Below are 22,217 nucleotides of genomic sequence, written 5' to 3'. Positions count from 1 at the left end.
CCAGGGAGGCGCGGGCGGCAAATGATCCGCGCCCCCGGAACGAACCGGCTATTGAGGGCAGGGCATGACATACGGTGTAAAAGGGGCTTTCGGGGCCTGCGCGATTGCAGCCACCCTGTCGGGCTGTCTTTCCGACATGGGAAATGGCTGGGTGGCGGACAACATCGTTTCGCGCACCAGGTTCGCCGATCCGCTGGCACCGGGCCGGAAGACCCACAGCGAGGTAGTGAACGCCGAAAGCCAGATTATCCAGGGCTTGGCCGCGCGCCGCTCTGCCCTGCCGCCGGGCAGCAGTTTCGACCAGGTGGCAAAGGCGGTTCTGGCCGCCAATTCCCGCACGGCGGAGGCGGAGCTGCGCGCCGCCCGCCTGCGCTCCGAGGCGGCAAGCATGAACTGGCTGCCGCGCATCGGGCCCGACATCAGCCTGACCTCGCTGGGGTCGGTGGTGGCCAACCTGGTGGTGGATCAGGTCCTGTTCGACAATGGCCGCAAGAAGGGCGAGCGCGAATTTGCCATTGCCGATGTCGAGGTTGCGGCCGTGACCCTTGCGGTGGATACCAACGACCGCGTTCACACCGGGCTGACGCTTTATGTCACCGCCGCCGAAGCGCGCGAGAAAGCGGTGCTGTCAGAGGCGGCGCTGCGCGATATGGGGCATTTCGAATATGTGATGGGCGAGCGGGTGCGCGGCGGCGTATCGGACATGTCCGACCTCAATATCCTGCGCCAGAAACTGGCCGAGATCCGCGCCACCCAGACCGCCAATGCGGAACTTGCGCGGACATCCCTGGCGGAATTGAACGCAATGGCGATCCAGCCGGTTTCCGACCTGCGCGGCGTCCCGGAGCTCGCAGTCAGCGCCGGTACGGCCCAGCCGCTGCCTGTAGTGCTGGCCGAGGCGGAGAAAACCCGCAGCATCGCAAGGGCCAAGGTGGAACGCGCGGGCCAGCTGCCGGGGCTTTCTGCCGGGGGCACCGTCGGGGACAGCACCAATGTCGGTCTGCGGGTGACCAGCGACAGCCTGATCGGTTTTGGCACCGGGGCCACGCTCAGGGCCATCGAGGCCGCCAAGGAAACCGCCGCCCGCCGGGTCGCCCAGGCGCAGGAGGATTCCGCCCGCAGCTTGCGAAAACTGGAAAGCCAGATTGCCGCGAAATCGCGCCAGGCCACGGAGGCTGCCCGCCTCACGGCGCAGGCCAGGGGGAACCTTGATCTCTTTCAACAGCAATATGATGCGGGCCAGCGGCAGGTCATGGATGTGGTGGGCGTCTACGAGACATTCGCCCGCCAGCAGCAGGCCGAGGTCAGCCTGAAATACGAGGTGGTGCGGCTGCGGCTGGATATGGCCAGACTTCTGGGCGTGCTGGCAGACGGGGATCAGATTTGACCGACAAGCGCGCCTTTACCCTGACCATCACCAATGGCAACCAGGGCCGCATTGCCCCGGCAAATCCCGTTGCTGCCGTGGCCCGCGCCCAGAATGCCAACCGGTTCGAGGACCGTATCGCGGCCCGTGCGCGGCTGGCCACGACCTATGCCGGGTTGCTGGGGGTCGACGCCGTTGCGCGGGACCTCTTCGAGAGCATCGGCAGCGTGACACGCGAAGGCGCGGGGCCGGCGGCAGAGGCCGCGGCGATCAGCCATGGGTTGAAATCTCTGGGCCTGCTGGCACAGGTCGCCAAGGTGGAAAGCGTCACGCCCGCACTCTGGCCCGCGCTGGCCTATATGACATCGGGACAGGTTCTGCTGGTGCTGGGGCAGTCGCGCGGCGATCTGATCGTCTTTGACCAGACCTGCACGGACAACCGCGCACAGGTGCCCATTGCCGAATTCCAGCCCTTCTTTGCGGGCATGATCGTGCGTGCCGAAGCGCCGTTGAAAAAAGTGGCCGAGACCCACAGGACGGACTCCAAACCGGCCCATTGGTTCTGGGGCCAGTTCGAACGCTTTCGCCGCCAGATGGCGGAGGTCGCGGTGGGTTCCTTCGTGGCGAACCTGCTGGCGGTGGCGGTGGCCCTGTTTTCCCTGCAGGTCTATGACCGGGTGATCCCGCATCAATCCGAAGCGACGCTCTGGGTGCTGGCCGCAGGCGCGGGCCTTGCCCTGCTGATGGAGGCTTTCATCAAGATCGCCCGCGCCCGGCTGATGGACGGGGCGGGACGCCAGATCGAACTGGGGGTGCTGCAGATCCTGATGGGGCGCATCCTGGGCATGCGGTCGGACAACCGGGGGCAGGCCCCGAACCAGGTCTTCTCGGCCATGCGCGAATTCGGATCGGTGCGGGAATTCTTCACCGCCTCGACCGTAGGCACGCTGGCGGATCTGCCGTTCATCTTTGTGTTCCTGTTCCTCGTGGCCAGCATCGCGGGCAATGTCGTCTGGGTGCTGGTGCTGGGGGGCATCCTGATGGTGGTGCCGGGGTTCTTCCTGCAAAAGCGGATGATCCGGCTGACCCAGGAAACCCAGGGCGCATCGGCGAAATCCTCGCGCCTGCTGCATGAGACGATATTCGAACTGGATACGCTCAAGACCCAGCGCGGCGAGGATCGCGTGATGCGGCTGTGGTCCGAACTGAACATGCTGTCGGCGATGAAATCCTCCGAGCAGCGCAAGCTGGCCTCGATGCTGACCTTCTGGAGCCAGGGGGTGCAGCAGGCCACCTATGTCACGGCGGTGATCATGGGGACCTATCTGGTCTTTGCCGGTGAATTCACCGTGGGTTCGATCATTGCCGTGGGCATCCTTACCGGGCGCACGCTGGCGCCGCTGACCCAGCTTGCCGGAACGATGGCGCGCTGGGGCAATGTGAAATCCGCCCTCGACGGGCTGGAGGCGGTGGCCCAGGCGCCGCAGGATGCCGATGAGACCCGCAGCTATCTGCGGCGTGAGACGCTGAAAGGGCATTTCGAATTTCGCGACGTGACCTTCCGCTACGAGGACGACGGCGCGCCGATCGTTGACATAAAAGGTCTGGCGATCCTGCCGGGGCAGAAGGTTGCCGTGCTGGGGGCCAATGGCTCCGGCAAATCCTCGCTGCTGAAACTGATGAGCGGGCTTTATGCGCCGGCAACCGGGCGGGTGATGATCGACGGCACGGAAATGAGCCAGATCGAACCGCGCGATCTGCGGCGACTGATCGGCTATCTGGGGCAGGATGTGCGGCTGTTCGCAGGCAGCCTGCGCGACAACCTGAACCTGACCATGCTGGAACGCGACAATACCCGCCTGATGAAGGCGCTGGAATTTGCGGGGCTTGGCCCCTTCGTGCAGGCGCATCCCAAGGGGCTGGACCTTGAAATCAAGGACAATGGCGCGGGGCTGAGCATCGGGCAGCGCCAGTCCATCGGATGGGCGCGGCTGTGGCTGCAGGATCCGAAAATATGCCTGCTGGACGAGCCGACCGCGGCCCTGGACCAGACCCTTGAGGCCACGCTGGTGGCCCGGTTGCAGGGCTGGATGGCGGGTCGCACGGCCATCATCGCGACACATCGCGCGCCGATCCTGGCGCTGACCAACCGCACCATGGTGCTTCAGGCGGGGCGGATGACCATCGACGGCCCCAAGGACAAGGTGCTGCACCATATCGCCAGCAAGAGTAAGGGGCATGCCGCATGACCTTTGTGAACCCCACCCAGCTTGAGGCGCAGCTGGGCCGCGAGATGCGCGGACCTTCTGCGGTGATCTGGCTGTGTGGTGCGGCGGTGCTGCTGTTCGTGATCTGGGCGGCCTTTGCCTGGGTCGATGAGATCGTGCGCGCGGAAGGGTCGATGATTTCTTCTTCGCGCCCCCAGATCATCCAGAACCTTGAGGGCGGCATCCTGGCCGAACTGGCAGTGGGAGAGGGGGACGTGGTGGAAAAGGGCGATGTGCTGGCGCGCCTGCATGGGACACAGTTCAAATCCTCGGTCGATGATCTGCGCGACCAGATCTCGGCCTTCGAGATCCGCCGTCTGCGGCTGGAGGCGGAACTGGCGGGCCAGTTCGATTTCACCGTGCCGGAGGCACTGGCCGCGCGCACGCCGGATATCGTGGCCTCCGAACGCGCGCTCTTGCAGGCGCGGCAATCCGACTTTGTTTCCCGGACCGAGGGGGCAAAGCGGGTTCTGGCCGAAGCCACCAAGGAACGGCAGTTGATGGATGATCTGCTGGAGCGCAAGATCGTGTCGATGATCGAGGCCACCCGTGCCCGCAAGGTCCATGCGGACGCCCGCATCAAATATGATGAGATCGTGACCCAATCGGAGCTGGACCGGGCGCAGGAATATTCCGATGTGCTCAAGGAACTCAGCACCCTGCGCCAGAACCTCAAGGCCAGCACGGACCAGTTGAACCGCACCATTCTGGTCAGCCCGATGCGCGGGATCGTCAACAACCTCAGCGTGACCACCATCGGCGGCGTGGTGCGCCCCGGCGAGGAGATATTGCAGATCATCCCGCTGGATGAGGAATTGTTTGTCGAGGCGCGGGTGAAGCCAGAGAACATCGCTGGCGTGCGTCCGGGGCAGGAGGCGACGGTCAAGCTGAGCGCCTATGACTACACGATTTACGGCACGCTGAAGGGGCGGGTGAAGCTGATTTCGGCCGATACCTTCAAGGATGAACGCTCCCGCGATCCCGACGGTAACCCGCATTACAAGGTCACGGTCGAGGTCGATACCGCGCATCTGACGGAACGGCAGGCGTCCTTGCAGATCAGGCCGGGGATGCAGGCCAGCGTGGAATTGCACACCGGCGAAAAGACGGTGCTGCAATATCTGCTGAAACCTTTGTACAAGTCGCGCGAGGCTTTCCGCGAGCCGTAGGATTGGGCCGCATCTGTACGGCAGGCGAACAGTGGTGCGACAGCGGATTGCGGGACACCTCGCTTTGCCGTTTCGACACAGCCAACAAATGATGACATGTCATTTTTGACATGTCTTCTTTTGCAAATGGGTGATGTCATCCTACAGCTACAGCTACAGCTACAGCCCCACTGCTCGGCACAGAACGGCGGCCCGCTGGCATCACGCCGAGAGCCGATGAGGTATCCTCATGTCAATATCCGCGGAGCTTCCAGGCCCCGCCCGATCAAGCTGCCTGCGTGTCCAGCCAGATCGTGACCGGCCCGTCATTCACCAGTGCCACCGACATATCCGCCCCGAATGCGCCGGTCTGCGTCGTGATGCCCAGACCCTGAAAGCAGCCCACGAAATGCTCATATAGCGCGCGGGCCTGATCAGGTTTGGCAGCATAGGAAAATCCGGGCCGCGTCCCCCGCGAGGTATCCGCGGCAAGGGTGAACTGGCTGACCACCAGTGCCGCCCCGCCGGTCTGGAGCAGGCTGAGGTTCATCTTGCCCGCCGCGTCCTTGAACAGCCGCAGCTTGGAGATTTTCAGCGCCAGCGCTTCGGCGCTGGCTTCGGTATCCTCCGGCATGGCGCAGACCAGGATCAGCAGACCCGCCTCGATCTCACCGACTGTCGCGCCACCCACGGAAACGGAGGCCTGGCTCACCCGTTGCAACAGCGCGCGCATCAGTCCTGCCAGTCGATGATATCGGCGGGCGTGGCCCGTTCGGTGCGGAACCGGTTCGCAGGCGCATCCTCATCCGCATAGCCGAAGGAAATCGCGCAGAGCACCAGACGGTCGGCACCGATCCCCAGCAGCTCCTTGACCAAGGGCGCATAGGCCGCAATGGCGGCCTGCGGGATGGTGGCCACACCCAGGGCCGTTGCCGCAAGGGTAAAGGCGGTGACAAAGCCGCCGGTGTCCATCGCCCCATAGGCCCCCAGTTCATCCGGGGAATGGATGATCGCCACATGGGGCGCATCGAACAGCGCATAGTTGCGCAGCATCTGTGCCATCCGCGCCTTGCGGTCCGATTTCTCGATCCCCAGCGCGTCATAAAGCTGGAACCCGCAGGTGCGGCGGCGTTCGGCATAGGCGCCGGAATAGCCCTTGGGCCAGTCAAGATCGGGCGCGGGTGGTGTACCTTCGGCAGCCGCCCTGCTCAGCGCGTCGCGAAAGCGGTCGGTCGCCGCACCGCGCGTCACGCTGACCTGCCAGGGCTGGGCATTGCACCAGGACGGCACGTGCCGCGCAGCGGTGACGATCTGTTCGATGGTCTCATCCGGCACCGGATCGGGGCGGAAGGCACGGCAGGAATAGCGGGCCCGCAGGATGGCGGTCAAAGTGTCATATTGGGTCATTGCTGTGCTGCCAGATATCCGATGATTGCCGCGGCGATCAGGCCAAGAACAACCGCAATCGCGATCTTGATCGCCGAATAGGGCCGTTCGCCCTGCACCCGGCCGGTGCGGCCGTTCACCACGAAGCGATAGGTCTTGCCCCGGTACTTGTAGGCCGCCAGCCAGACCGGCAGCAGGATGTGCTTGAAGGTCAGGTTGCCAAGCTGGGTCTCGATCCCGTGGATGCGCTGCCTGTCACCTCCGATGTCAAAGCGCACATCGCGTTCGATCACCCGGTCCATATGGTCACGCGCCTGCACGAAACCGTCCTGCAGCGATACCGCATAGGCTTCGGCCCGGAAGCCGGCCAGGTATTCCGGCGCATAGGGTTCCAGCGCGGCCAGATCCCAGGGCTCCAGCGCATCGGTATAGCGCTTGGGAAGCGAGGTGGAGGCCAGAACCAGCACATCGTCGAAGAACCGTTTCACCCGGCCCGAGGCAGGCTGCCAGCGCACCTTGGCGACCTGTTCCTGCACCTTTTTGCCATCGCGCATGACGGTGTGTGTCTCGTAATAGACCGTGCCGCGCTCACCCTTGTAGGAGGATTTCGTATCGGCGTCATAGGTCCAGTAGGGCACATAGATGCCCTGCATCCGGCGGCCCTTGCGGGCGTATTCCTGCAATCCGCCAGGGGCAAACCACAGCCGGCCCAGCCAGGCCGACATGGCGTCGCGGGCCGTCGCCTCGTCCAGCGCAAAGGGCAGCACGCCGCGGGGCTTGATCTGGCGGGTGACGCCGGTGTCCACCACCACGGGGGTGGCGCAGAAGGGGCATTCGGTGGCGTGGTCCGGCCCTTCGAATTCGACCTGTGCGGCACAGTTCGGGCAATTGGTGACGCGGGTTTCCTGCATCTCGCCCGCACCCAGCGCCGCGGCAAATCCGGCTTCGAGGTCCAGTTCGGCAATCGGCCTGACCTTTGCGCCGCCCCCGCCCAGGGGCTGTTCGTTGCCGCAGTGATCGCAGATCAGCTGTCCGGCACCGGGATCATAGCGCAGGTCGGACCCGCAGCTGTCACAGGGAAAGCGGTGTTCGGCCTCGGGGGCTGATATCGGGTCGTCTTCCATGCGGGCTCCGGTGCAGTCTTTGGCGCAGGTTAGCGCCGATGCGCGGGGGCTTCCAGACGCTGTTCACAAAAACCGGTGCAGGGCGCGGGGGACCATGATGCGCAGGGCGTTGTCGCGCAGGCGCAGGTGCCGCCAGATGTGAAACCCCGCATGACCCGCCGCAATCGCGGCCAGCAGGTAGAACTCGTAAATGTGGATCTGCCCGATGATGTCATTGGCACGTCTCAGGCCCAGCGGCGGCGCGATCGGCAGCACGCCGCCCGCCTTCAGCAGGGTGGCAGAGGTCAGCCCCAGCAGGAACCCCGTGACCGCGACCCCGAAGAGGCCCCAGATCAACACCTTGTGCATCCATTGATGCATCAGCCGCCCCCAGGGCGGCAGCTTTGGCCCCGGACGGCTGGCCAGACCGCGCCGCAGGTAGTCCGCCGTCCACCACAGGCAGAGCGTGACAAAGACCAGCGCCAGCGCCGAATGGGCCTGGAAGGCGGTTGGCCCGAAGGGCAGCACATCGTCCGGGGTGACAAGAAGGAACCAGATCAGCATCGGCACCATCGCCCAATGCATCTCTTTCAATGCGCTGCGCCGGGTCGGCAGGCGGTCTTTCAGGGCGCGTCGCATCGTTCAGAGCCGCCAAAGCGCGGTGGCACAGGGGCGCCCGTGCCCTGCGTGGCGACGCAGGCAGGCCGGTGCAATCAGCGCCGGATGGATATGAAGACCTCTGAGCATTCTCGTACAGCCACGGCCAGGAGCCGCCGAAAGTTTCGACCGGTGCCTCCCGGTTGCTCAGGCTCGGCAGGGCCGGCCCTTTCCCGGCCTGTCGTCATCGGTGAAAACCGGCGCGCCCGATGGAAAAACCTGCAACCTGCAGGATCACCGCAGGAAGGGCAGCATGCGGCGCAGCGTGCCGTCGCGAACCACGTAGTGGTGATATAGCGCCATGAGTGTATGGCCGCCGATCAGGATCACCAGGAGGTTCACGGCGATTTCATGGGCTTCCGCCGCGGGCTTTACATGGCCGTACCAGGCGGCAGCGCCGAGGGCGGGCACCAGGATCATGAAGAGATAGAGCGCCCGATGCCCCCAGAGCGCGGCCCGGTCCTGCCAGTCCGGGTTCCCCGCGACCGGGTCGGGCACCCCGGAGGCCATCCGCACCACGAGCCGGATCAGCACCAGCAGGAAGACCGCGCCGCCGGTCCAGACGTGCAGCGTGTTGCCCTCGATCCCGGTGGTGCCCGCCGCGATCCGCTGATCGAGGACACGGCCCATGCCGTCGCCCAGGAACCATGCGGCGGCGATGAGGATGGCGATCAGCCAATGCAGCGTGATCTGAAAGCCGGAGTAGGCGGATCTGGTGGCCATGACTGTGGTTCTGATGTTTTCCGACAGGTGGTCCTGTGTCACAGGCCCGCACGCCGCTTTTCCCTGCACGTGCAGCAGTTACTTTTGCCCGTCGGCTCAGGCCCCGGGCGGCGGGGGCGGTGGCAGAACCGTGAACAATTGCGCCAGTTCGGTCACATCCTCGGCCCGCCGCCAGCCGTCCTGACCGGGGGTCCAGACATGGGTTTCGCGGGTCAGCTTGCCTTCGGTCACCATGCGCCCCAGGCGCGCCTTGGAGTAGGGGCCGCTGGTCTCGCCGCCTTCGGCGATGTGCCAGACATGTTCCACCGGTGGCGGCGGGGGCGGGGCCATGCCTGCCGGTGCCGCTGTGCCGGCGGGGCGGGTGCCCCATGGTCCTGCACTTGCTGCGGCCTGCTGGCCGATCTGCATGCCCAGACCCGCGCCCAGACCCGCCTGCATTGCATCGCTTGCGCCGCCCTCGCGGCCCAATGCCTCGGCCGCCTGGAACTGCGTATAGCGGTTCAGATCGCCGATCACGCCCATGGAGGAGCGCTTGTCCATGACCTCTTCCACGGCGGGGGGGAGGGAGATGTTTTCGATGTAGAGCTCGGGGATGGTCAGCCCGTATTCGGCGACGGTGGCCGAGATTTCGGTGCTGACCAGCTTGCCCAGCTCGCGGGTATTGGCGGCCATGTCCAGCACGGGGATCTTGGACTGGGCGATGGTGCGGGAGAATTCCTGCACGATGATGTTGCGGATCTGGAAGCTGATCTCGTCCATGGTGAACTCACCATCGGTGCCGACAATCTCGGTCAGGAACCTGGCCGGGTCGCTGACCCGCACCGAATAGGTGCCGAAGGCGCGCAGGCGGACCGGGCCGAATTCGGGATCGCGCAGGATGATCGGGTTCTTGGTGCCCCATTTCAGGTCGTTGAAACGGGTGGTGTTTACAAAGTAAATCTCTGATTTGAATGGGCTTTTGAAGCCATGATCCCAGTGCTGAAGGCTGGTCATGATCGGCATGTTGTTGGTTTCGAGCATATAGAGACCGGGGGTGAACACATCGGCCAGCTGGCCCTCGTGGACAAAGACGGCGGCCTGTCCCTCGCGGACTGTCAGCTTGGCACCATACTTGATCTCATGGCCCTCCCGCTCAAACCGCCAGACCATGGTGTCGCGGGTGTCGTCGGTCCAGTGGATGACGTCGATGAATTGCCCTGAGAGGAAGTCGAGAATGCCCATGATGTCAGTCCTTGGAGTGGATGTCAGCACAAGGATATGGCGCGGGGCAGGGGTTATCAAGGTGCGCGGCGGTCCCGCCCCCTGGCAGAATGGTCGACAGCCCTGTTTTGTTGGGCGAGTAGGGGCACAACCCGTGCTCGGGGTGTACAGGATGCGTGCACCGGCAGATGCGCAATCGCCTGTTGCGTGCAGATGTGAATGCGCCGGGCGGCCTGTTGCGTTAAGAAAGTGTTCCGCTCCACGGCAAAACGATCCCCTTGGACAAGGAAAATGGACGGGGCGTGTCAGGGACGGCCGACCGTCGCCCGCAGGAGCGTTGGCAAGGCGGAAATAGTTGCCGGGCATATTAATGCTTGCCCTCAAGTTAGCTTGAACTTTTAGGGTGACATCAATCGAACCCGCAGACGCGTGAACAAGGTGAAGAACATGAACCTCTCAAATCGGAAATTTGCCATCACCGGTGCAAGTCGCGGGCTGGGTGCTGCATTGGCAATTGAAATGGCCCGGTCCGGGGCGCGGCTTGTCCTGCTGGCGCGCAGCAGCGCGGCCCTTGAGGATGTTGCCAGCGCCATCCTTGAGGAGACAGGCCAACAGGTCGTCACGATGACCTGTGACCTGGCGAGCAGCGACAGTGCGACAGAGGCCGGGGCGCGACTGGCGGCAGAGCACAAGGATCTGGATGGGCTCATTCACAATGGTGCCATGTGGCTGTCGGGGCCGATGGGAGAGGTCTCGGACATCGACATTCAGGCCTGCATCGCCTCGGCCGCGATCGGGGCGCTGATCCTGACGCGTCACCTGTTGCCGCAGCTGAGGGCAAGAGAACATGCAGATATCCATACCGTGGTGTCGACCAATGGCCTGCCCAATCGGCCGCTTGACGGGGCATCGGTTCCTTTTGCGGCTGCAAAATCAGCGCAGGCAGGGTTTGTTCACGGTCTGGCGCAGGAGCTTGAGCATACCAACGTCCGGGTGACGTCGGTCTTTCCGGGAGATTTTGACGACAAGTCGCCCCTGGACCCGGATTGGGACACATTGGCACCGGACCACACCCTGTGCAGTCGCGAGGTCGTCAAGGCGATCCTCTTCATACTGAACCAGCCGCGCAAGGTCGCCATAAGTTCATTGGTGATCCAATAACCCGGCATCGCGTCTGAGCGGCATTGGTCAGAAGAACTTTCTGATTTGATCGACAACCGCTTCCGGCGCTTCGAGTTGTGGCAGATGGCCAATGCCCGGCATCGTGGCAAATGCCGCCCCGGGCATCAGCCTGTGCAGGGCCATGCCGCGCGCCAGGGGAATCCAGGGGTCTGCGTCACCCCAAATGATCTTTGCCGGGCATCGGAGCTTGCCGAAATGCGGTTCGACCTCTGCGGTATATTTTTCATCGGCCTGGGCGAACTGGCGATAAAAGCTGGATGACCCGTCTTCGGTCAACCAGGGGGCAACAAGATTCTCAAGGTCTTCTGCGGCAATCCCGGTGACAAGGGCACCCTCGATATAGGCCTGCACGATTGCGCGATGGATATGGGCGGGCAATCCCTGGAAGGCATCGGCATGTTGGCCCATGTGATCGAAAAACGCCGATCCCCAGGGGCGCATCGCAACGACGTTCATCAGCATGTAGCGTTCAAAGTCGTATCCCTGCAGCAGATGCGCCCGCAGCGTTGTCGCACCGCCGAAATCATGTGCGACCACGCGGGGGCGGGACAGCCCCCAATGATCCATCATTTCGACAAAGACCTCGCCCTGCACGTCGAGCGATGTCCGCTGATCCGCGCTTTTCGCGGATTTCCCATAGCCCGGCATGTCATACCAATGCAGGCGAAAGTCCTGTGCCAGCGCCGGGATCACACGATGCCAGGCAAAGGAGGACCAGGGCCAGCCGTGGGCAAGAACCAGGTCCGGTCCGTCGCCTGCCTGGCCCGCTGCGACCGTACCGGCCGAGGTTTCGTAACGTTCATCCAGGTGCCAGCCAGCCATCGCGCCCTCCAATCTTACCTTCTAATTTACTTTGTGGGTGAGATAGCAAAGCTATTCACACCGTCAAGTTTATATTTTATGGTGAGGAATGAGCGAATGGGATCAGAGCGCGTGGACAAAGGGCGATTTGGTCGGAGGTCATCCGGTTCTTGATTTCGTCAACACGGTGGCTGGCCGAAGCAAGGAACGCAGTGTCGAGCGGCTGACGGATTATGGCGCGTTTCTGAACTGGGCGGTTGCTGCGAAAGTGCTTTTCCCGGGCGAGGCGGCAGGTTTGCGGAACCTCGGTCTGAATGATCCGGCTGGGGCCGGTGCGGCCTTGGCAGCGGTGGTGGCGTTTCGTGAAGCCCTGCATGCCTGCCTGATGGCGGAACAGGCGGGGGAGATATGGCCGGAACCAGAGCGCCGCCAGGTGATGCAGGTCCTTCGCGACGCGCTGCTTGATGCGCGGCTCGAAAAGGGGACCCAGAGCTATGCCTGGAGTGCGCCCGTCATCGAGACCGACATGGCGCTTCCGTTGAAACGGATCGCACTTGCAACCGAGGATCTGCTGCGAAGCGATGATCTGCCCCGGATGAGAAACTGTGATCGGTGTTCCTGGCTGTTCATTGATCGCGGACGTGGACGCGCGCGCCGGTGGTGCAGCATGGCAGCATGCGGAAGCCGCGCGAAGTCGGCGCGATACTACAAGCGGCAGAAAGCGAGCCACGCCTAGCTGTCATTGGCGCGCCAGATTTTCTGTGGCGCACCTTTGGTGCGACTGATGGGGTGTTTTGGGCGCGGGCCCAGATCAAGGGAAGGGCAGTGTCCCTGGCCGGAATGTCCCTAGAAATGTCCCTAGACCGGCCCGCCTGCCAGTTCCTCGGCGATTTCGCGCACGATGGGTTGCGCCTCTGCCGCGTTCATGCCGATCTGCAGGCGCGGATCGTAGAGCATCTTCAGCAGCAACTCGTCATGACGGGTCAGCAGGGCAAATTCATCGTCATCGTTGAAGATCGACGGGCGCGCGGCGGGGCTGTCGTTGGCCAGCCCCATGCCCTGGGCCAGTTCCTCGTGAATGCAGCTGAGCCGCAGCAGATCGGGGTTTTCTGAGCGGATCACCGCGACCGCCGCCGTATAGGTATTGGCCGAGGGGCCTGCGGCATAGGCGGCGACAGCGCAATAGGTGTCGCGGCGCATGTCGCGCAGGGCGCGCAGGCTGTTGGCCGAAATGCCGGGCAAAAGCCTGGAGATCGAGGCCAGGGTCGCGGCGCGGTCGTCTTCCGACGCGATGACAACCAGAAAGTTGGGCCGCCCGCCGGTGGAGACCGGATGGCCGGTGACCTGCGCCAGACGCCGGGCGTAGCTGCGGACATCTTCCGTGTCGGTCTTGCGCTGGGAGGGTGGCACGCTGTCGCCAAAGATCACTTCCATCCGCACGGGGCCCGCCCAGCGGCGCAGGGGGCTGGCCCCGCCACGGCCGGTAAAGGCGCCGTCATATTCGTTGAAAAACGCGATCTGTTCAAAGTTCCGCGCCAGCACGGAGGCGGTATAGGGCGTGTCGAGGCCGCCGCCATCCTGGCGCAGCAACCCCTGGCTGAGCTGTGCCACCTGCACCTGGTTGAGATAGCTGCGCAGCGCCGCACTTTTCTGTGAGGTCGGCTGCGCGACCTGGGGCGGGACGGCGGCGGCAGCCTGCGCGGGGCGCGACTGTGGTTTCAGCGAGGGTTCGACCGGGGCGGCGACATCGCAAGCCAACAGGCTGGCGGACAATACGCCCGCCAGACCCCATTTCAGCATTTCGGTTCGCCGCCGCACCGTGGTTCTATCCCGGCACGCTGGTGGAGGCGCTGTCGCCGAGGCCGGTCTTGGTCGCCTTGGCAGAGGCCAGCGTGTCGCGCAGCCTGGCTTCCATTTCCTTGAGCTCCACCTCTGCGGCGGCGCGTCTGGCCTTGCCCTCGTCGGCGATTTGCAGCGATTCCTCGATGGTGCCGATCAGGTCGGCGTTGGCCTGTTTGACCGCTTCGATGTCGAAGACGCCGCGTTCCATTTCCTCGCGGATGACCTTGTTGGATTCGCGCAGGTTCCTGGCGTTGGAGGTCAGCAGTTCATTGGTCAGGTCATTGGCCTCGCGGACCGCCTCTGCGGCCTCGGCAGAGCGCTGGATGGTCACCGCCTGCGCCAGCTGGGTTTCCCACAGCGGCACGGTGTTGACGAGGGTCGAGTTGATCTTGGTCACCAGGCTTTTGTCGTTCTCCTGCACCAGCCGGATGGAAGGCAGCGACTGCATGGTCACCTGGCGGGTCAGTTTCAGGTCGTGGACCCGGCGCTCAAGGTCGTCGCGGGCGGCGCGCATGTCGCGCAGCTCCTGGGCGACCATCACCTGATCGTCCTCGGCGGCGGCTTTCACCTCCGCTTCCTTGGCCGGGATCACGGTGCTGTCGAGTTCGGCCAGCTTTGCCTCGCCCGCGGCGATGTAAAGCGCCAGTTCATCATAGAACTGGAGCGTCTTTTCATAAAGCATGTCCAGCGATTTGATGTCCTTGAGCAGGGTGTGCTCATGGCTCAGCAGATTGTCGGTGATGCGGTCGATCTGGCTCTGCACCTTTTCGAACTGGGCGGTGAACTTGGCAAAGGGGGCGGCGCGGCCCAGCAGTTTTTCCCACCAGCTGCGGTCGCGGCGCACATCCAGTTCAGAGACCGAAAAGCCCCGGATCGTGCTGACGATGCTGCGCAGGCTGTCGCCTGCGGGGCCCACGTCCTTGTTGCGCACATCGGCCAGCATCGCCTGGCTGATCTCTTGCAGTTCCGCCTGCGCGGCGGAGCCGAAGGAGACGATCGACTGGGTGTCGCTCATGTCGATTTCCGCCATGCGGGATCTGATCTCGTCGCCCAGGGGCTTGTCTGCCTTTTCCAGCGAGACTACCGCGTTGGCATCGGCGGGTTCGGGCAGGACGAGGGCGGTTACCTCTTCGACCATGCTGCGGGATTGAGTTGCTTTTTCACGAACAGAATCAGACATATACAGGGCTTCCTTGAAGGGTTGGATGAAGGGCGCAGGTCATTTGAGCCGGACCCCTTCACGCGACAGCCGCTCACGCAGCACATCAATTTCGACAGTCAGGTCGCTGCGGTCGTCGAGCAGCGATTTCTCGGTCCGGGCGGCGAAGTTCTGTTCCAGGTCGGTGAGCAGCGCGAGGTAGTCGTCGCGTGCCTGGCTGTCCCGGGTCCGGGCGTAGATATCGGCGAATTTCACGGTCGCATCCCGGGCACCGTGCAGATAGACGCTGAGGTACTTGCGCGCCGCGGTCAGGTCGCGCGGGTCTTCCTCGACGGTGCGGATCAGGGTGCGCGCGGCGTCCTGAAACTGGGTCAGCTGCGCTTCTGCCCGGCGGTCGCCGGCGCGGGCGATGGCGTCGGTCATCTGTGCCAGCGTCTTTTCGGCCTCGTCCACCACCCGGGCCACGCGGTCCTGCTGGAAGGTGTCGATGCCTTCCATCCCCTTGGATTTCAGCGGGTCGATGCCGAAGGCGGCCAGGTGCAGCGCGGCGGCGCAGAGGCCAAAGAGCAAGGGCGCCAGTATCTCCGACAGGCCGTTCTGGTGCGCGGCAACGGCCAGCGCGGTGCCCAGGCCGGCGGCGGCCGCGGCAAAGATCTTGCGCGGCAGGGCCGGACGGCGCGCGACCTTGCGTTCGGCAAAGGCGGCCTCGGCGCGCAGCCCTTCGCGCAGCAGCCAGGCCCCCAGCGCCAGCACGCCCGCGCCGATCATGCCCAGGGTCAGGCCACTTGCCCCGCCGCCAAAGCTGGTGGCCAGCAACACCACGGGAGGCACGAACAGGATGTTGGCACGCCCGCCCACGGGATCAACGGTGACCCTTGTGCGTGGTGTCGGGGCCGCGGCATTGCCCGGCGCATCGTCGGGGCTGTATTTGCCGCCAAAGCGTTTTGCCATGGTCAGAGCCCCCCCAGCAGGCCGGAGGCGGTGCCGAGCAGCAGGGCGATCAGCGCGACATAGGCGACTTTCTGCAAACCGTTGGGGGCCATCATACCATCCTCTGTCGGGCCAAAGAAAGGCCGGAGGGCGCGGCGGCCCTGATCCACTGTATTGCTCCAGACTGATGCCAGAATGACAACAATGGCAATGATAACGCCCACAGCGAGCGCGAAAAGAAACAATCTGCCCATACCGACCTCACTGCGACGAACATAGGCTGTTTCCCCTGACCTTGCTAGTGCCGCGCCGCGGTGCGGCGTTCGGCGTTGAGCTTGCGGGTATAGCCGGACTGGATCACTTCGACCGCCACCAGGACCATGACCGAGAAATAGAAGGTCGTTTTCGACATCGGCACGACCTCATATCCGAAGAAGCGCAGGGCGAGGGCGGGGTCATGCATGGCATGGGCGGCGGCCTGGCCGGATTCACCCAGCAGGACAATGCCCACGATCAGCAGGATGAACAGGCCCAGGACCTCGTACATGCGGTTGGTTTCCAGAAAGGCGGTGACCCGGTCCGCCAGCAGCAGCATGGCCAGGCCGGACAGGATGATCGCGGTGGCCAGAACGATGAAGACATCGGTGATCGCCAGTGCCGAAAGCACGGAATCAAAAGAGAAAATCAGGTTCATGAAGACGATCAGCATCACGACCTGCACCGCCGATTTGCCGGATTTCGCATCCAGGTCCGTGCCCAGATGTTCGATCGCCAGCATATGGCTGATTTCCTTGACGGCAGTATAGATGATGAAGACACCGCCGATGACAAAGACCAGCGTGGCAAAATTGACCCCGCCGGTCAGCACACCCTCCCAGTTCAGCACGAAGAAGGGGTCGGCCATGGCGTCGATCAGGCGTATCATGGCAAAGAGCAGCACGATGCGCAGGGCCACGGCGATCACGATGCCCCATTTGCGGACGGCCGCCTGCTGGGCGACGGGCGCGCGCTGGCTTTCGATGGAGATGTAGAGAAGGTTGTCAAAGCCAAGAACGGCCTGCAGGAAGCACAGCACCAGCAGATTGCCCAGGTTCTCGATGGTCAAAAGATCGGTCATGGCGTCCCCCGCTCTGGTTTCGATGCTGTCTTAGGGATTTAGCGGCGGGATGTGAATTGCCTGTGACGGGGAATTTTCGCCGTCGGGTTGCAGGAAGGAGGCAGACTTTTCAAAAAGTCTGGTCCGATTTTTTCAAAAAATCGGTCGGGTGGTTGCGGCAGGGGGCAGGCTTTTCAAAAATACCGGTCAGCGCTTCGGTGGACGGTTCGGTTTCTTCCGCTGCGGGCGCTGCAGGGTTCTTGGCTTTTTCGCCGCCGTGCCGCTGTCATCCACCAGTTCCAGCCCCAGTTGATCGCGCACGATCTTGCGGCGGATCTCCTCGACCTCTCCGGCTTTCAGCTCGCCCAGCTGAAACGGGCCATAGCTGACCCGGATCAGGCGGTTCACGGCCAGGCCCACCGCCTCCATAGCGCGGCGGATTTCGCGGTTCCTGCCTTCGCGCAGGCCTACGGTCAGCCAGGCATTGGCGCCCTGCTGCCGGTCAATGGTCACCGTCATCGGTTGAAAGCGTTCGCCGTCGATGGTCAGCCCGCGGCGCAGCGGTTCCAGCGTCTTGTCTTCCGGGCGTCCGTTCACCCGGACCCGGTACTTGCGCAGCCAGCCGGTGCTGGGCAGCTCAAGCTTGCGCTTGATGCCGCCGTCATTGGTCAACAGCAGCAGCCCTTCGGAGTTGATGTCGAGCCGGCCCACCGACATCACCCGCGGCATGTCCTCGGGCAGGGCGTCATAGATGGTCTGGCGGTCTTTCTCGTCCCGGTCGGTGCTGACCAGCCCGACGGGCTTGTGATAGAGCCACATGCGCGGCGGTTCGGGGGCCGAGACATCCTTGCCATCCACCGTGATCTGGTCGCTGGCGGTGACGTTCAGGGCGGGGGACATGATCTGCGCGCCGTTCACGCTGACCCGGCCGGCCTCGATCATGCGTTCGGCTTCACGGCGCGAGGCGACGCCTGCGCGGGCAAGCACCTTGGCGATGCGGTCGCCCTTGGGCGGTTCGGATGGCGTTGACGTGTTCATCGCTTCCGCTTAGCGGGTTTGCGTCGCTTGCGAAAGAGCGGCTTTTGCAGCCAAGGTGGGTCATGACGTTTCGCTCTTTCATGGATCTGGCATTGACGGAGGCGCGCGCCGCCGCTGCGCGGGGCGAAGTGCCTGTGGGTGCCGTGGTCGTGGATCGGGCGGGGCAGGTCGTGGCGCAGGCCGGCAACCGCACCCGCGAATTGCATGATCCGACCGCCCATGCCGAGGTTCTGGCGATCCGTGCGGCCTGTGCGCAGATCGGGTCGGAGCGGCTGGTGGGTCATGACCTCTATGTCACGCTGGAACCCTGCGCGATGTGTGCTGCGGCCCTTGCATCGGCACGGATTGCGCGGTTGTACTATGGTGCATCCGACCCCAAGTCGGGCGGTGTCGCGCAGGGCGCGCGGGTCTTTGCCCATGCGCAGTGCCATCATGTGCCGGAGGTCTATGACGGCATTGATGCCACTGCCGCCGAAGCATTGCTCAAGGCGTTTTTCGCGCAAAAAAGGGAAGGGAACTGAATGGCCGTGAACAAGCAATTGTCGCGTTTCGTGCGCGATGCGCTGGCATCGGGCAAGACCCGGGCGGAGATTTCGCAGGCGCTGACCGACAGCGGGTGGAGCCCTTCGGAAGTGGCGGATGCGCTGGATGCCTGGGCCGAGATCCGGTTTTCGCCGCCGGTGCCGCGCCCGCAGGCGACGGTCTCGGCGCGCGATTTCTTCATCTATGCGCTGACCTTCGGGGTGATGATCTTTGGCGCGGTCTATCTTGTGCAATTGTTCCATGCGCTGATCGACCTCTGGCTTGATACCGACAGCTACCGCTGGCCCGGCCGCATTCGCTGGTCGATGGCGGTGCTGATCGTGACAACACCGGTCTATCTTTGGCTGACGCTGCGCGAGCGGGGCAAGCTGGCCGATGATCCGGCGCTTTACCGTTCCGCGATCCGGCGCTGGCTGATGTATCTGACGCTGCTCTTGTCGGCGGCGGCGCTGCTGGGTGATGGCGTGGCGGTGATCTATGCCTTTCTCAGCGGTGATTTCACCTTGCAGTTCTTCCTCAAGGCGCTGGTTGTCGCTGTCATCGCCGGGCTGATCTTTCTGTTCTACCTTGCCGACATCCGCAAAGGGGATGCGGCGTGAACCGGCTGTTGCTTGTTGTCCTGCTGGCGATTGTCGGCGGCGGGCTGATCGCGGGGTTCATGGTTGCCGGCGGTCCGGGTTATGCCCGGATGGAGCGTTATGACAACGAACGCGCCGCCGACCTGCGGACGCTGGGGGATTATCATCGCTGTGTGCTGGAACGGGAAGAGGACAGTGAGGGCAGCAACGCGCCGCGCTATTGCTCGGGTTTTGAGCAGGCACCCGAACTGACCGACCCGGCCAGCGGCGCGCCCTACCGCTTTACCCGCCTTGGGCCGCAGGCGTTCAAGGTCTGCGCGAATTTCCAGACGGAGGCCCTGCGGGAGGCATCCGACCGGCGCTATTCCCAATTGGTGTTTGAGGGGGACGAGGGCTGTGTCATCTATGGGCAGGGCACCGGCGCCGAAGCGCCGGATGCCACGCTGAAGTGGACTACAGAGTAATCGCCTGCATCACCTGCGGCTCGATCACATCGACACCGGGCAGGCCTTTGGCCAGCGCCGCTGCATCCTGCTCCAGCAGGGGGAAGGTGCGGTAGTGGCAGGGGATGACCGTCCTGAAATCGAAGTAGCGTTTGGCGGCATAGGCGGTTTCGGCCATGCCCATGGTGAAATGGCCCCCCGCCGACAGGATGCCGATGTCGGGTTTGTAGTAATCCCCGATCCAGTCCATGTCCGCCATGATGCCGGTATCGCCCGAGAAATAGATGACATGGCTTTCGCCCTTGAGGATGAAGCCGGTCTCGGACCCCATGTAGACCGGGCCGCTGTCGGTCGCGACCGAGGAAGAATGGGATGCAGGCACCATGCTGACGGCAACCTTGCCGCAGCTGATGGTTCCGCCCTTGCCGAAGCCGGTGGTGTTTTCGATGCCTTTTTCCGCGAACCAGCCCATCAGCTCGTAAATCCCGGCCATCGGCGCCTGTGTCCGCTTGCTCACCATGTCGAGGTCGCCGGTATGGTCGCCATGCCCGTGGGTGACCAGGATCTGGGTCACACCGGCAAGCGCCGCGTCATACTGCGCTTCTTCGATCATGGGATTGCCGGTCAGCCAGGGGTCGATCAGGATCACCTGATCTTCGATCTCGATGCGAAAGGACCCGTGGCCCAGCCATAGGATGTTCATGCAATTCTCCTTTTGTCTTCATGTCTGCTTTGTCAGCAAGACTAGCGCGCCAAATGGATTTGGGGAGGTATTTTTGACCCGATGCCGCAGATGGGCGGGCCGCGCCCTTGCGAGGGAAGGGCAGCAAGGGTACATGAGCCGCAAAGAGATGGAGAGCGTTCATGTCAATTGACGAGAGCACCGCCGCACGCGTGGCGAAACTGGCCCGGATCAAGGTCGATCCCGAAGCGCTGCCCGCGCTGGCGCAGGACTTCAACGGCATCCTCGGCTTTATCGAACAATTGAGCGAAGTTGATGTGGAAGGGGTCGAGCCGATGACCTCGGTCACCCCGCAGCGCCTGACACGGCGCGCCGATGTGGTCACGGACGGCGATCTGCAGGACGACGTGCTGAAAAACGCGCCCGATGCGCGCGAAGGGTTCTTTGCCGTGCCGAAGGTGGTGGAGTGAGCGGCGTCCGGGAAACGCTCCGGGGGAGCGTTTCAGCCACGAACGGGCGGAGCCCATTTTGGAGCCCATTTTTGAGATCAGGACAGACATATGAGTAATCTGAACAAACTGGGACTGGCCGGGGCACGCGATGCCCTGCGCGCGGGTGAAACCACGTCGAAGGCCCTGACAGAGGCCTGTCTGACGGCGATTGAAGGGGCAGGGGCGCTGAATGCCTTTGTCCATCACACGCCCGAGATTGCCATGGCGCAGGCCGAAGCTGCGGATGCGCGCCTGAAAGCGGGCGATGCCCCCGCCATGTGTGGCCTGCCCATCGGGATCAAGGATCTGTTCTGCACCAAGGGCGTGCCGTCCCAAGCGGGCTCGCGCATCCTGCAGGGGTTCCTGCCGCAATACGAAAGCACGGTCAGCCAGAACCTGTTTGACGCGGGCGCCGTCATGCTGGGCAAGCTCAACATGGATGAATTCGCCATGGGCTCGTCCAATGAGACCTCTGTCTACGGCAATGCGGTCAACCCCTGGCGGCGCGGCAATGACGATACGGCGCTGACGCCGGGCGGCTCCTCCGGCGGGTCGGCGGCGGCTATTGCGGCGGACCTCTGCCTTGCGGCCACCGGCACCGACACCGGCGGGTCGATCCGCCAGCCTGCGGCCTTTACCGGCACGGTGGGGATCAAGCCGACCTACGGGCGTTGCTCGCGCTGGGGCATCGTGGCCTTTGCCTCCAGCCTCGATCAGGCTGGTCCGATGACAAAATCCGTGCGCGACGCGGCGATCATGCTTGAGGCGATGTGTGGCCATGATCCCAAGGATTCCACCTCTGCCGATCTGCCCGTGCCCGATTTCGAGGCGGAGCTGACCGGCGACATCCGCGGCAAGAAGATCGGCATCCCGCGCGAATACCGCATGGATGGCATGCCCGAAGAGATCGAAAACCTCTGGTCCGACGGCATTGCGATGATGAAGGACGCAGGTGCCGAGATCGTCGATATCTCGCTGCCGCATACGAAATATGCGCTGCCTGCCTATTACGTGATTGCACCTGCCGAAGCCTCCAGCAACCTCGCGCGTTACGATGGTGTCCGCTATGGCCACCGCGCCGGGCTGGACCAGGGCGACGGCATCACCGAGATGTATGAAAAGACCCGCGCCGAAGGCTTCGGGTCGGAAGTGCAGCGCCGGGTGATGATCGGCACCTATGTGCTGTCGGCCGGATTCTACGACGCCTATTACAACCGTGCCCGCAAGGTGCGCACCCTGATCAAGCGCGACTTCGAACAGGTCTTTGCGGATGGCATCGACAGTATCCTGACACCTGCGACGCCTTCCGCCGCCTTCGGTCTGGGCGAGATGACGGATGCGGATCCGGTGGCGATGTATCTCAACGACGTCTTCACGGTGACGGTGAACCTGGCCGGTCTGCCGGGGATCGCGGTGCCCACGGGGCAGGACCGCAAGGGTCTGCCGCTGGGTCTGCAGCTGATCGGGCGGCCCTGGGAAGAGGCCGATTTGCTGTCTTCCGCCTATGCGCTTGAGCGCAGCGCCGGGTTTGTGGCCAAGCCGGACAAATGGTGGTAGAAGCCTTGCCAACAAGTCTGAAAGA

General features: G+C 63.7%; 24 protein-coding genes. 10 read left to right on the top strand and 14 right to left on the bottom strand.

The window, feature by feature from the left end; genetic code table 11:
- Nucleotides 1–64: 64 nt before the first annotated feature.
- The 3 genes from O4H53_RS20275 to O4H53_RS20265 are packed head-to-tail and all read left to right on the top strand — an operon-like array spanning nt 65 to nt 4,802.
- Nucleotides 65–1,387, top strand: a complete 1,323-nt coding sequence (locus O4H53_RS20275; protein WP_269366715.1) for a TolC family protein — start codon at nt 65–67, stop codon at nt 1,385–1,387.
- The gene (locus O4H53_RS20270; protein ID WP_269366713.1) at nt 1,384–3,615 is read left to right on the top strand and encodes an ATP-binding cassette domain-containing protein; all 2,232 of its coding nucleotides are present in this window, start codon (nt 1,384–1,386) and stop codon (nt 3,613–3,615) included. The genes O4H53_RS20275 and O4H53_RS20270 overlap by 4 nt, the downstream gene beginning before the upstream one ends.
- Nucleotides 3,612–4,802 (top strand): HlyD family type I secretion periplasmic adaptor subunit, encoded by a 1,191-nt coding sequence (locus tag O4H53_RS20265; RefSeq protein WP_269366710.1) that lies wholly within the window; start codon nt 3,612–3,614, stop codon nt 4,800–4,802. Before O4H53_RS20270 ends, O4H53_RS20265 begins: the two co-directional genes overlap by 4 nt.
- A gap of 265 nt (nt 4,803–5,067) precedes the next feature.
- Here O4H53_RS20265 and dtd read toward each other — a convergent pair whose 3' ends face one another.
- From dtd to O4H53_RS20235, 6 genes are all read right to left on the bottom strand, one after another.
- Complete coding sequence (gene dtd / locus O4H53_RS20260) at nt 5,068–5,514, bottom strand: D-aminoacyl-tRNA deacylase (RefSeq protein ID WP_269366708.1); 447 nt, start codon at nt 5,512–5,514, stop codon at nt 5,068–5,070.
- Nucleotides 5,514–6,188: a nitroreductase gene (locus O4H53_RS20255; RefSeq protein WP_269366706.1), complete on the bottom strand. Its 675-nt coding sequence runs from the start codon at nt 6,186–6,188 to the stop codon at nt 5,514–5,516. Before O4H53_RS20255 ends, dtd begins: the two co-directional genes overlap by 1 nt.
- Complete coding sequence (locus O4H53_RS20250) at nt 6,185–7,291, bottom strand: TFIIB-type zinc finger domain-containing protein (RefSeq protein WP_269366704.1); 1,107 nt, start codon at nt 7,289–7,291, stop codon at nt 6,185–6,187. Before O4H53_RS20250 ends, O4H53_RS20255 begins: the two co-directional genes overlap by 4 nt.
- A gap of 63 nt (nt 7,292–7,354) precedes the next feature.
- Complete coding sequence (locus O4H53_RS20245; protein ID WP_269366702.1) at nt 7,355–7,909, bottom strand: cytochrome b/b6 domain-containing protein; 555 nt, start codon at nt 7,907–7,909, stop codon at nt 7,355–7,357.
- A gap of 252 nt (nt 7,910–8,161) precedes the next feature.
- Nucleotides 8,162–8,650 carry a cytochrome b gene (locus tag O4H53_RS20240; protein ID WP_269366700.1) on the bottom strand — a complete coding sequence of 163 codons (489 nt, stop codon included), beginning with the start codon at nt 8,648–8,650 and terminating at the stop codon, nt 8,162–8,164.
- A gap of 96 nt (nt 8,651–8,746) precedes the next feature.
- Complete coding sequence (locus O4H53_RS20235) at nt 8,747–9,871, bottom strand: SPFH domain-containing protein (RefSeq protein WP_269366698.1); 1,125 nt, start codon at nt 9,869–9,871, stop codon at nt 8,747–8,749.
- Nucleotides 9,872–10,297: 426 nt separating this feature from the next.
- Between O4H53_RS20235 and O4H53_RS20230 the strand changes: the two genes are divergently transcribed.
- Entirely contained in the window at nt 10,298–11,011 is a 714-nt protein-coding gene (locus O4H53_RS20230) for an SDR family oxidoreductase (RefSeq protein WP_269366696.1), read from the top strand.
- 27 nt (nt 11,012–11,038) lie between these two features.
- On the opposite strand, the gene O4H53_RS20225 is transcribed toward O4H53_RS20230, so the two are convergent.
- Nucleotides 11,039–11,854: an alpha/beta fold hydrolase gene (locus O4H53_RS20225; RefSeq protein WP_269366694.1), complete on the bottom strand. Its 816-nt coding sequence runs from the start codon at nt 11,852–11,854 to the stop codon at nt 11,039–11,041.
- An 88-nt stretch (nt 11,855–11,942) separates the two neighbouring features.
- Between O4H53_RS20225 and O4H53_RS20220 the strand changes: the two genes are divergently transcribed.
- Nucleotides 11,943–12,569, top strand: coding sequence for a CGNR zinc finger domain-containing protein (locus tag O4H53_RS20220; protein WP_269366692.1), 627 nt, complete (start codon nt 11,943–11,945; stop codon nt 12,567–12,569).
- A gap of 122 nt (nt 12,570–12,691) precedes the next feature.
- On the opposite strand, the gene O4H53_RS20215 is transcribed toward O4H53_RS20220, so the two are convergent.
- The 6 genes from O4H53_RS20215 to O4H53_RS20190 form a co-directional block, all read right to left on the bottom strand.
- Nucleotides 12,692–13,633 carry a DUF2927 domain-containing protein gene (locus tag O4H53_RS20215; RefSeq protein ID WP_269366690.1) on the bottom strand — a complete coding sequence of 314 codons (942 nt, stop codon included), beginning with the start codon at nt 13,631–13,633 and terminating at the stop codon, nt 12,692–12,694.
- 25 nt (nt 13,634–13,658) lie between these two features.
- Nucleotides 13,659–14,855 carry a toxic anion resistance protein gene (locus O4H53_RS20210; RefSeq protein WP_269366688.1) on the bottom strand — a complete coding sequence of 399 codons (1,197 nt, stop codon included), beginning with the start codon at nt 14,853–14,855 and terminating at the stop codon, nt 13,659–13,661.
- 39 nt (nt 14,856–14,894) lie between these two features.
- Nucleotides 14,895–15,785 (bottom strand): 5-bromo-4-chloroindolyl phosphate hydrolysis family protein, encoded by an 891-nt coding sequence (locus O4H53_RS20205; protein ID WP_269366686.1) that lies wholly within the window; start codon nt 15,783–15,785, stop codon nt 14,895–14,897.
- A 2-nt stretch (nt 15,786–15,787) separates the two neighbouring features.
- Nucleotides 15,788–16,018 (bottom strand): hypothetical protein, encoded by a 231-nt coding sequence (locus O4H53_RS20200; protein ID WP_269366684.1) that lies wholly within the window; start codon nt 16,016–16,018, stop codon nt 15,788–15,790.
- A gap of 44 nt (nt 16,019–16,062) precedes the next feature.
- Nucleotides 16,063–16,881, bottom strand: coding sequence for a TerC family protein (locus O4H53_RS20195; protein WP_269366682.1), 819 nt, complete (start codon nt 16,879–16,881; stop codon nt 16,063–16,065).
- A gap of 186 nt (nt 16,882–17,067) precedes the next feature.
- Nucleotides 17,068–17,898, bottom strand: coding sequence for a pseudouridine synthase (locus tag O4H53_RS20190; RefSeq protein WP_269366681.1), 831 nt, complete (start codon nt 17,896–17,898; stop codon nt 17,068–17,070).
- Nucleotides 17,899–17,960: 62 nt separating this feature from the next.
- On the opposite strand from O4H53_RS20190, the gene O4H53_RS20185 reads away from it, so the two are divergent.
- The 3 genes from O4H53_RS20185 to O4H53_RS20175 are packed head-to-tail and all read left to right on the top strand — an operon-like array spanning nt 17,961 to nt 19,483.
- The gene (locus tag O4H53_RS20185) at nt 17,961–18,419 is read left to right on the top strand and encodes a nucleoside deaminase (protein WP_269366679.1); all 459 of its coding nucleotides are present in this window, start codon (nt 17,961–17,963) and stop codon (nt 18,417–18,419) included.
- Nucleotides 18,420–19,040, top strand: coding sequence for a DUF5671 domain-containing protein (locus O4H53_RS20180; protein WP_269366677.1), 621 nt, complete (start codon nt 18,420–18,422; stop codon nt 19,038–19,040).
- The gene (locus O4H53_RS20175; protein WP_269366676.1) at nt 19,037–19,483 is read left to right on the top strand and encodes a hypothetical protein; all 447 of its coding nucleotides are present in this window, start codon (nt 19,037–19,039) and stop codon (nt 19,481–19,483) included. The genes O4H53_RS20180 and O4H53_RS20175 overlap by 4 nt, the downstream gene beginning before the upstream one ends.
- Here the strand turns inward: O4H53_RS20175 and O4H53_RS20170 are convergent.
- Nucleotides 19,473–20,165 (bottom strand): metal-dependent hydrolase, encoded by a 693-nt coding sequence (locus O4H53_RS20170; protein WP_269366674.1) that lies wholly within the window; start codon nt 20,163–20,165, stop codon nt 19,473–19,475. The two genes, O4H53_RS20175 and O4H53_RS20170, sit on opposite strands and share 11 nt — an antisense overlap.
- Nucleotides 20,166–20,326: 161 nt before the next feature.
- On the opposite strand from O4H53_RS20170, the gene gatC reads away from it, so the two are divergent.
- Nucleotides 20,327–20,614: an Asp-tRNA(Asn)/Glu-tRNA(Gln) amidotransferase subunit GatC gene (gatC, locus tag O4H53_RS20165; protein WP_114275882.1), complete on the top strand. Its 288-nt coding sequence runs from the start codon at nt 20,327–20,329 to the stop codon at nt 20,612–20,614.
- Between the two features lie 90 nt (nt 20,615–20,704).
- The gene (gatA, locus tag O4H53_RS20160; protein ID WP_269366672.1) at nt 20,705–22,192 is read left to right on the top strand and encodes an Asp-tRNA(Asn)/Glu-tRNA(Gln) amidotransferase subunit GatA; all 1,488 of its coding nucleotides are present in this window, start codon (nt 20,705–20,707) and stop codon (nt 22,190–22,192) included.
- The last annotated feature ends 25 nt before the right edge of the window (nt 22,193–22,217 follow it).

This window comes from Sulfitobacter sp. G21635-S1 (assembly GCF_027213915.1).
Classification (GTDB): domain Bacteria; phylum Pseudomonadota; class Alphaproteobacteria; order Rhodobacterales; family Rhodobacteraceae; genus Sulfitobacter.
Note: the sequence above shows the minus strand (reverse complement) of the source record. Positions and strands in the feature narration are given on the sequence as shown.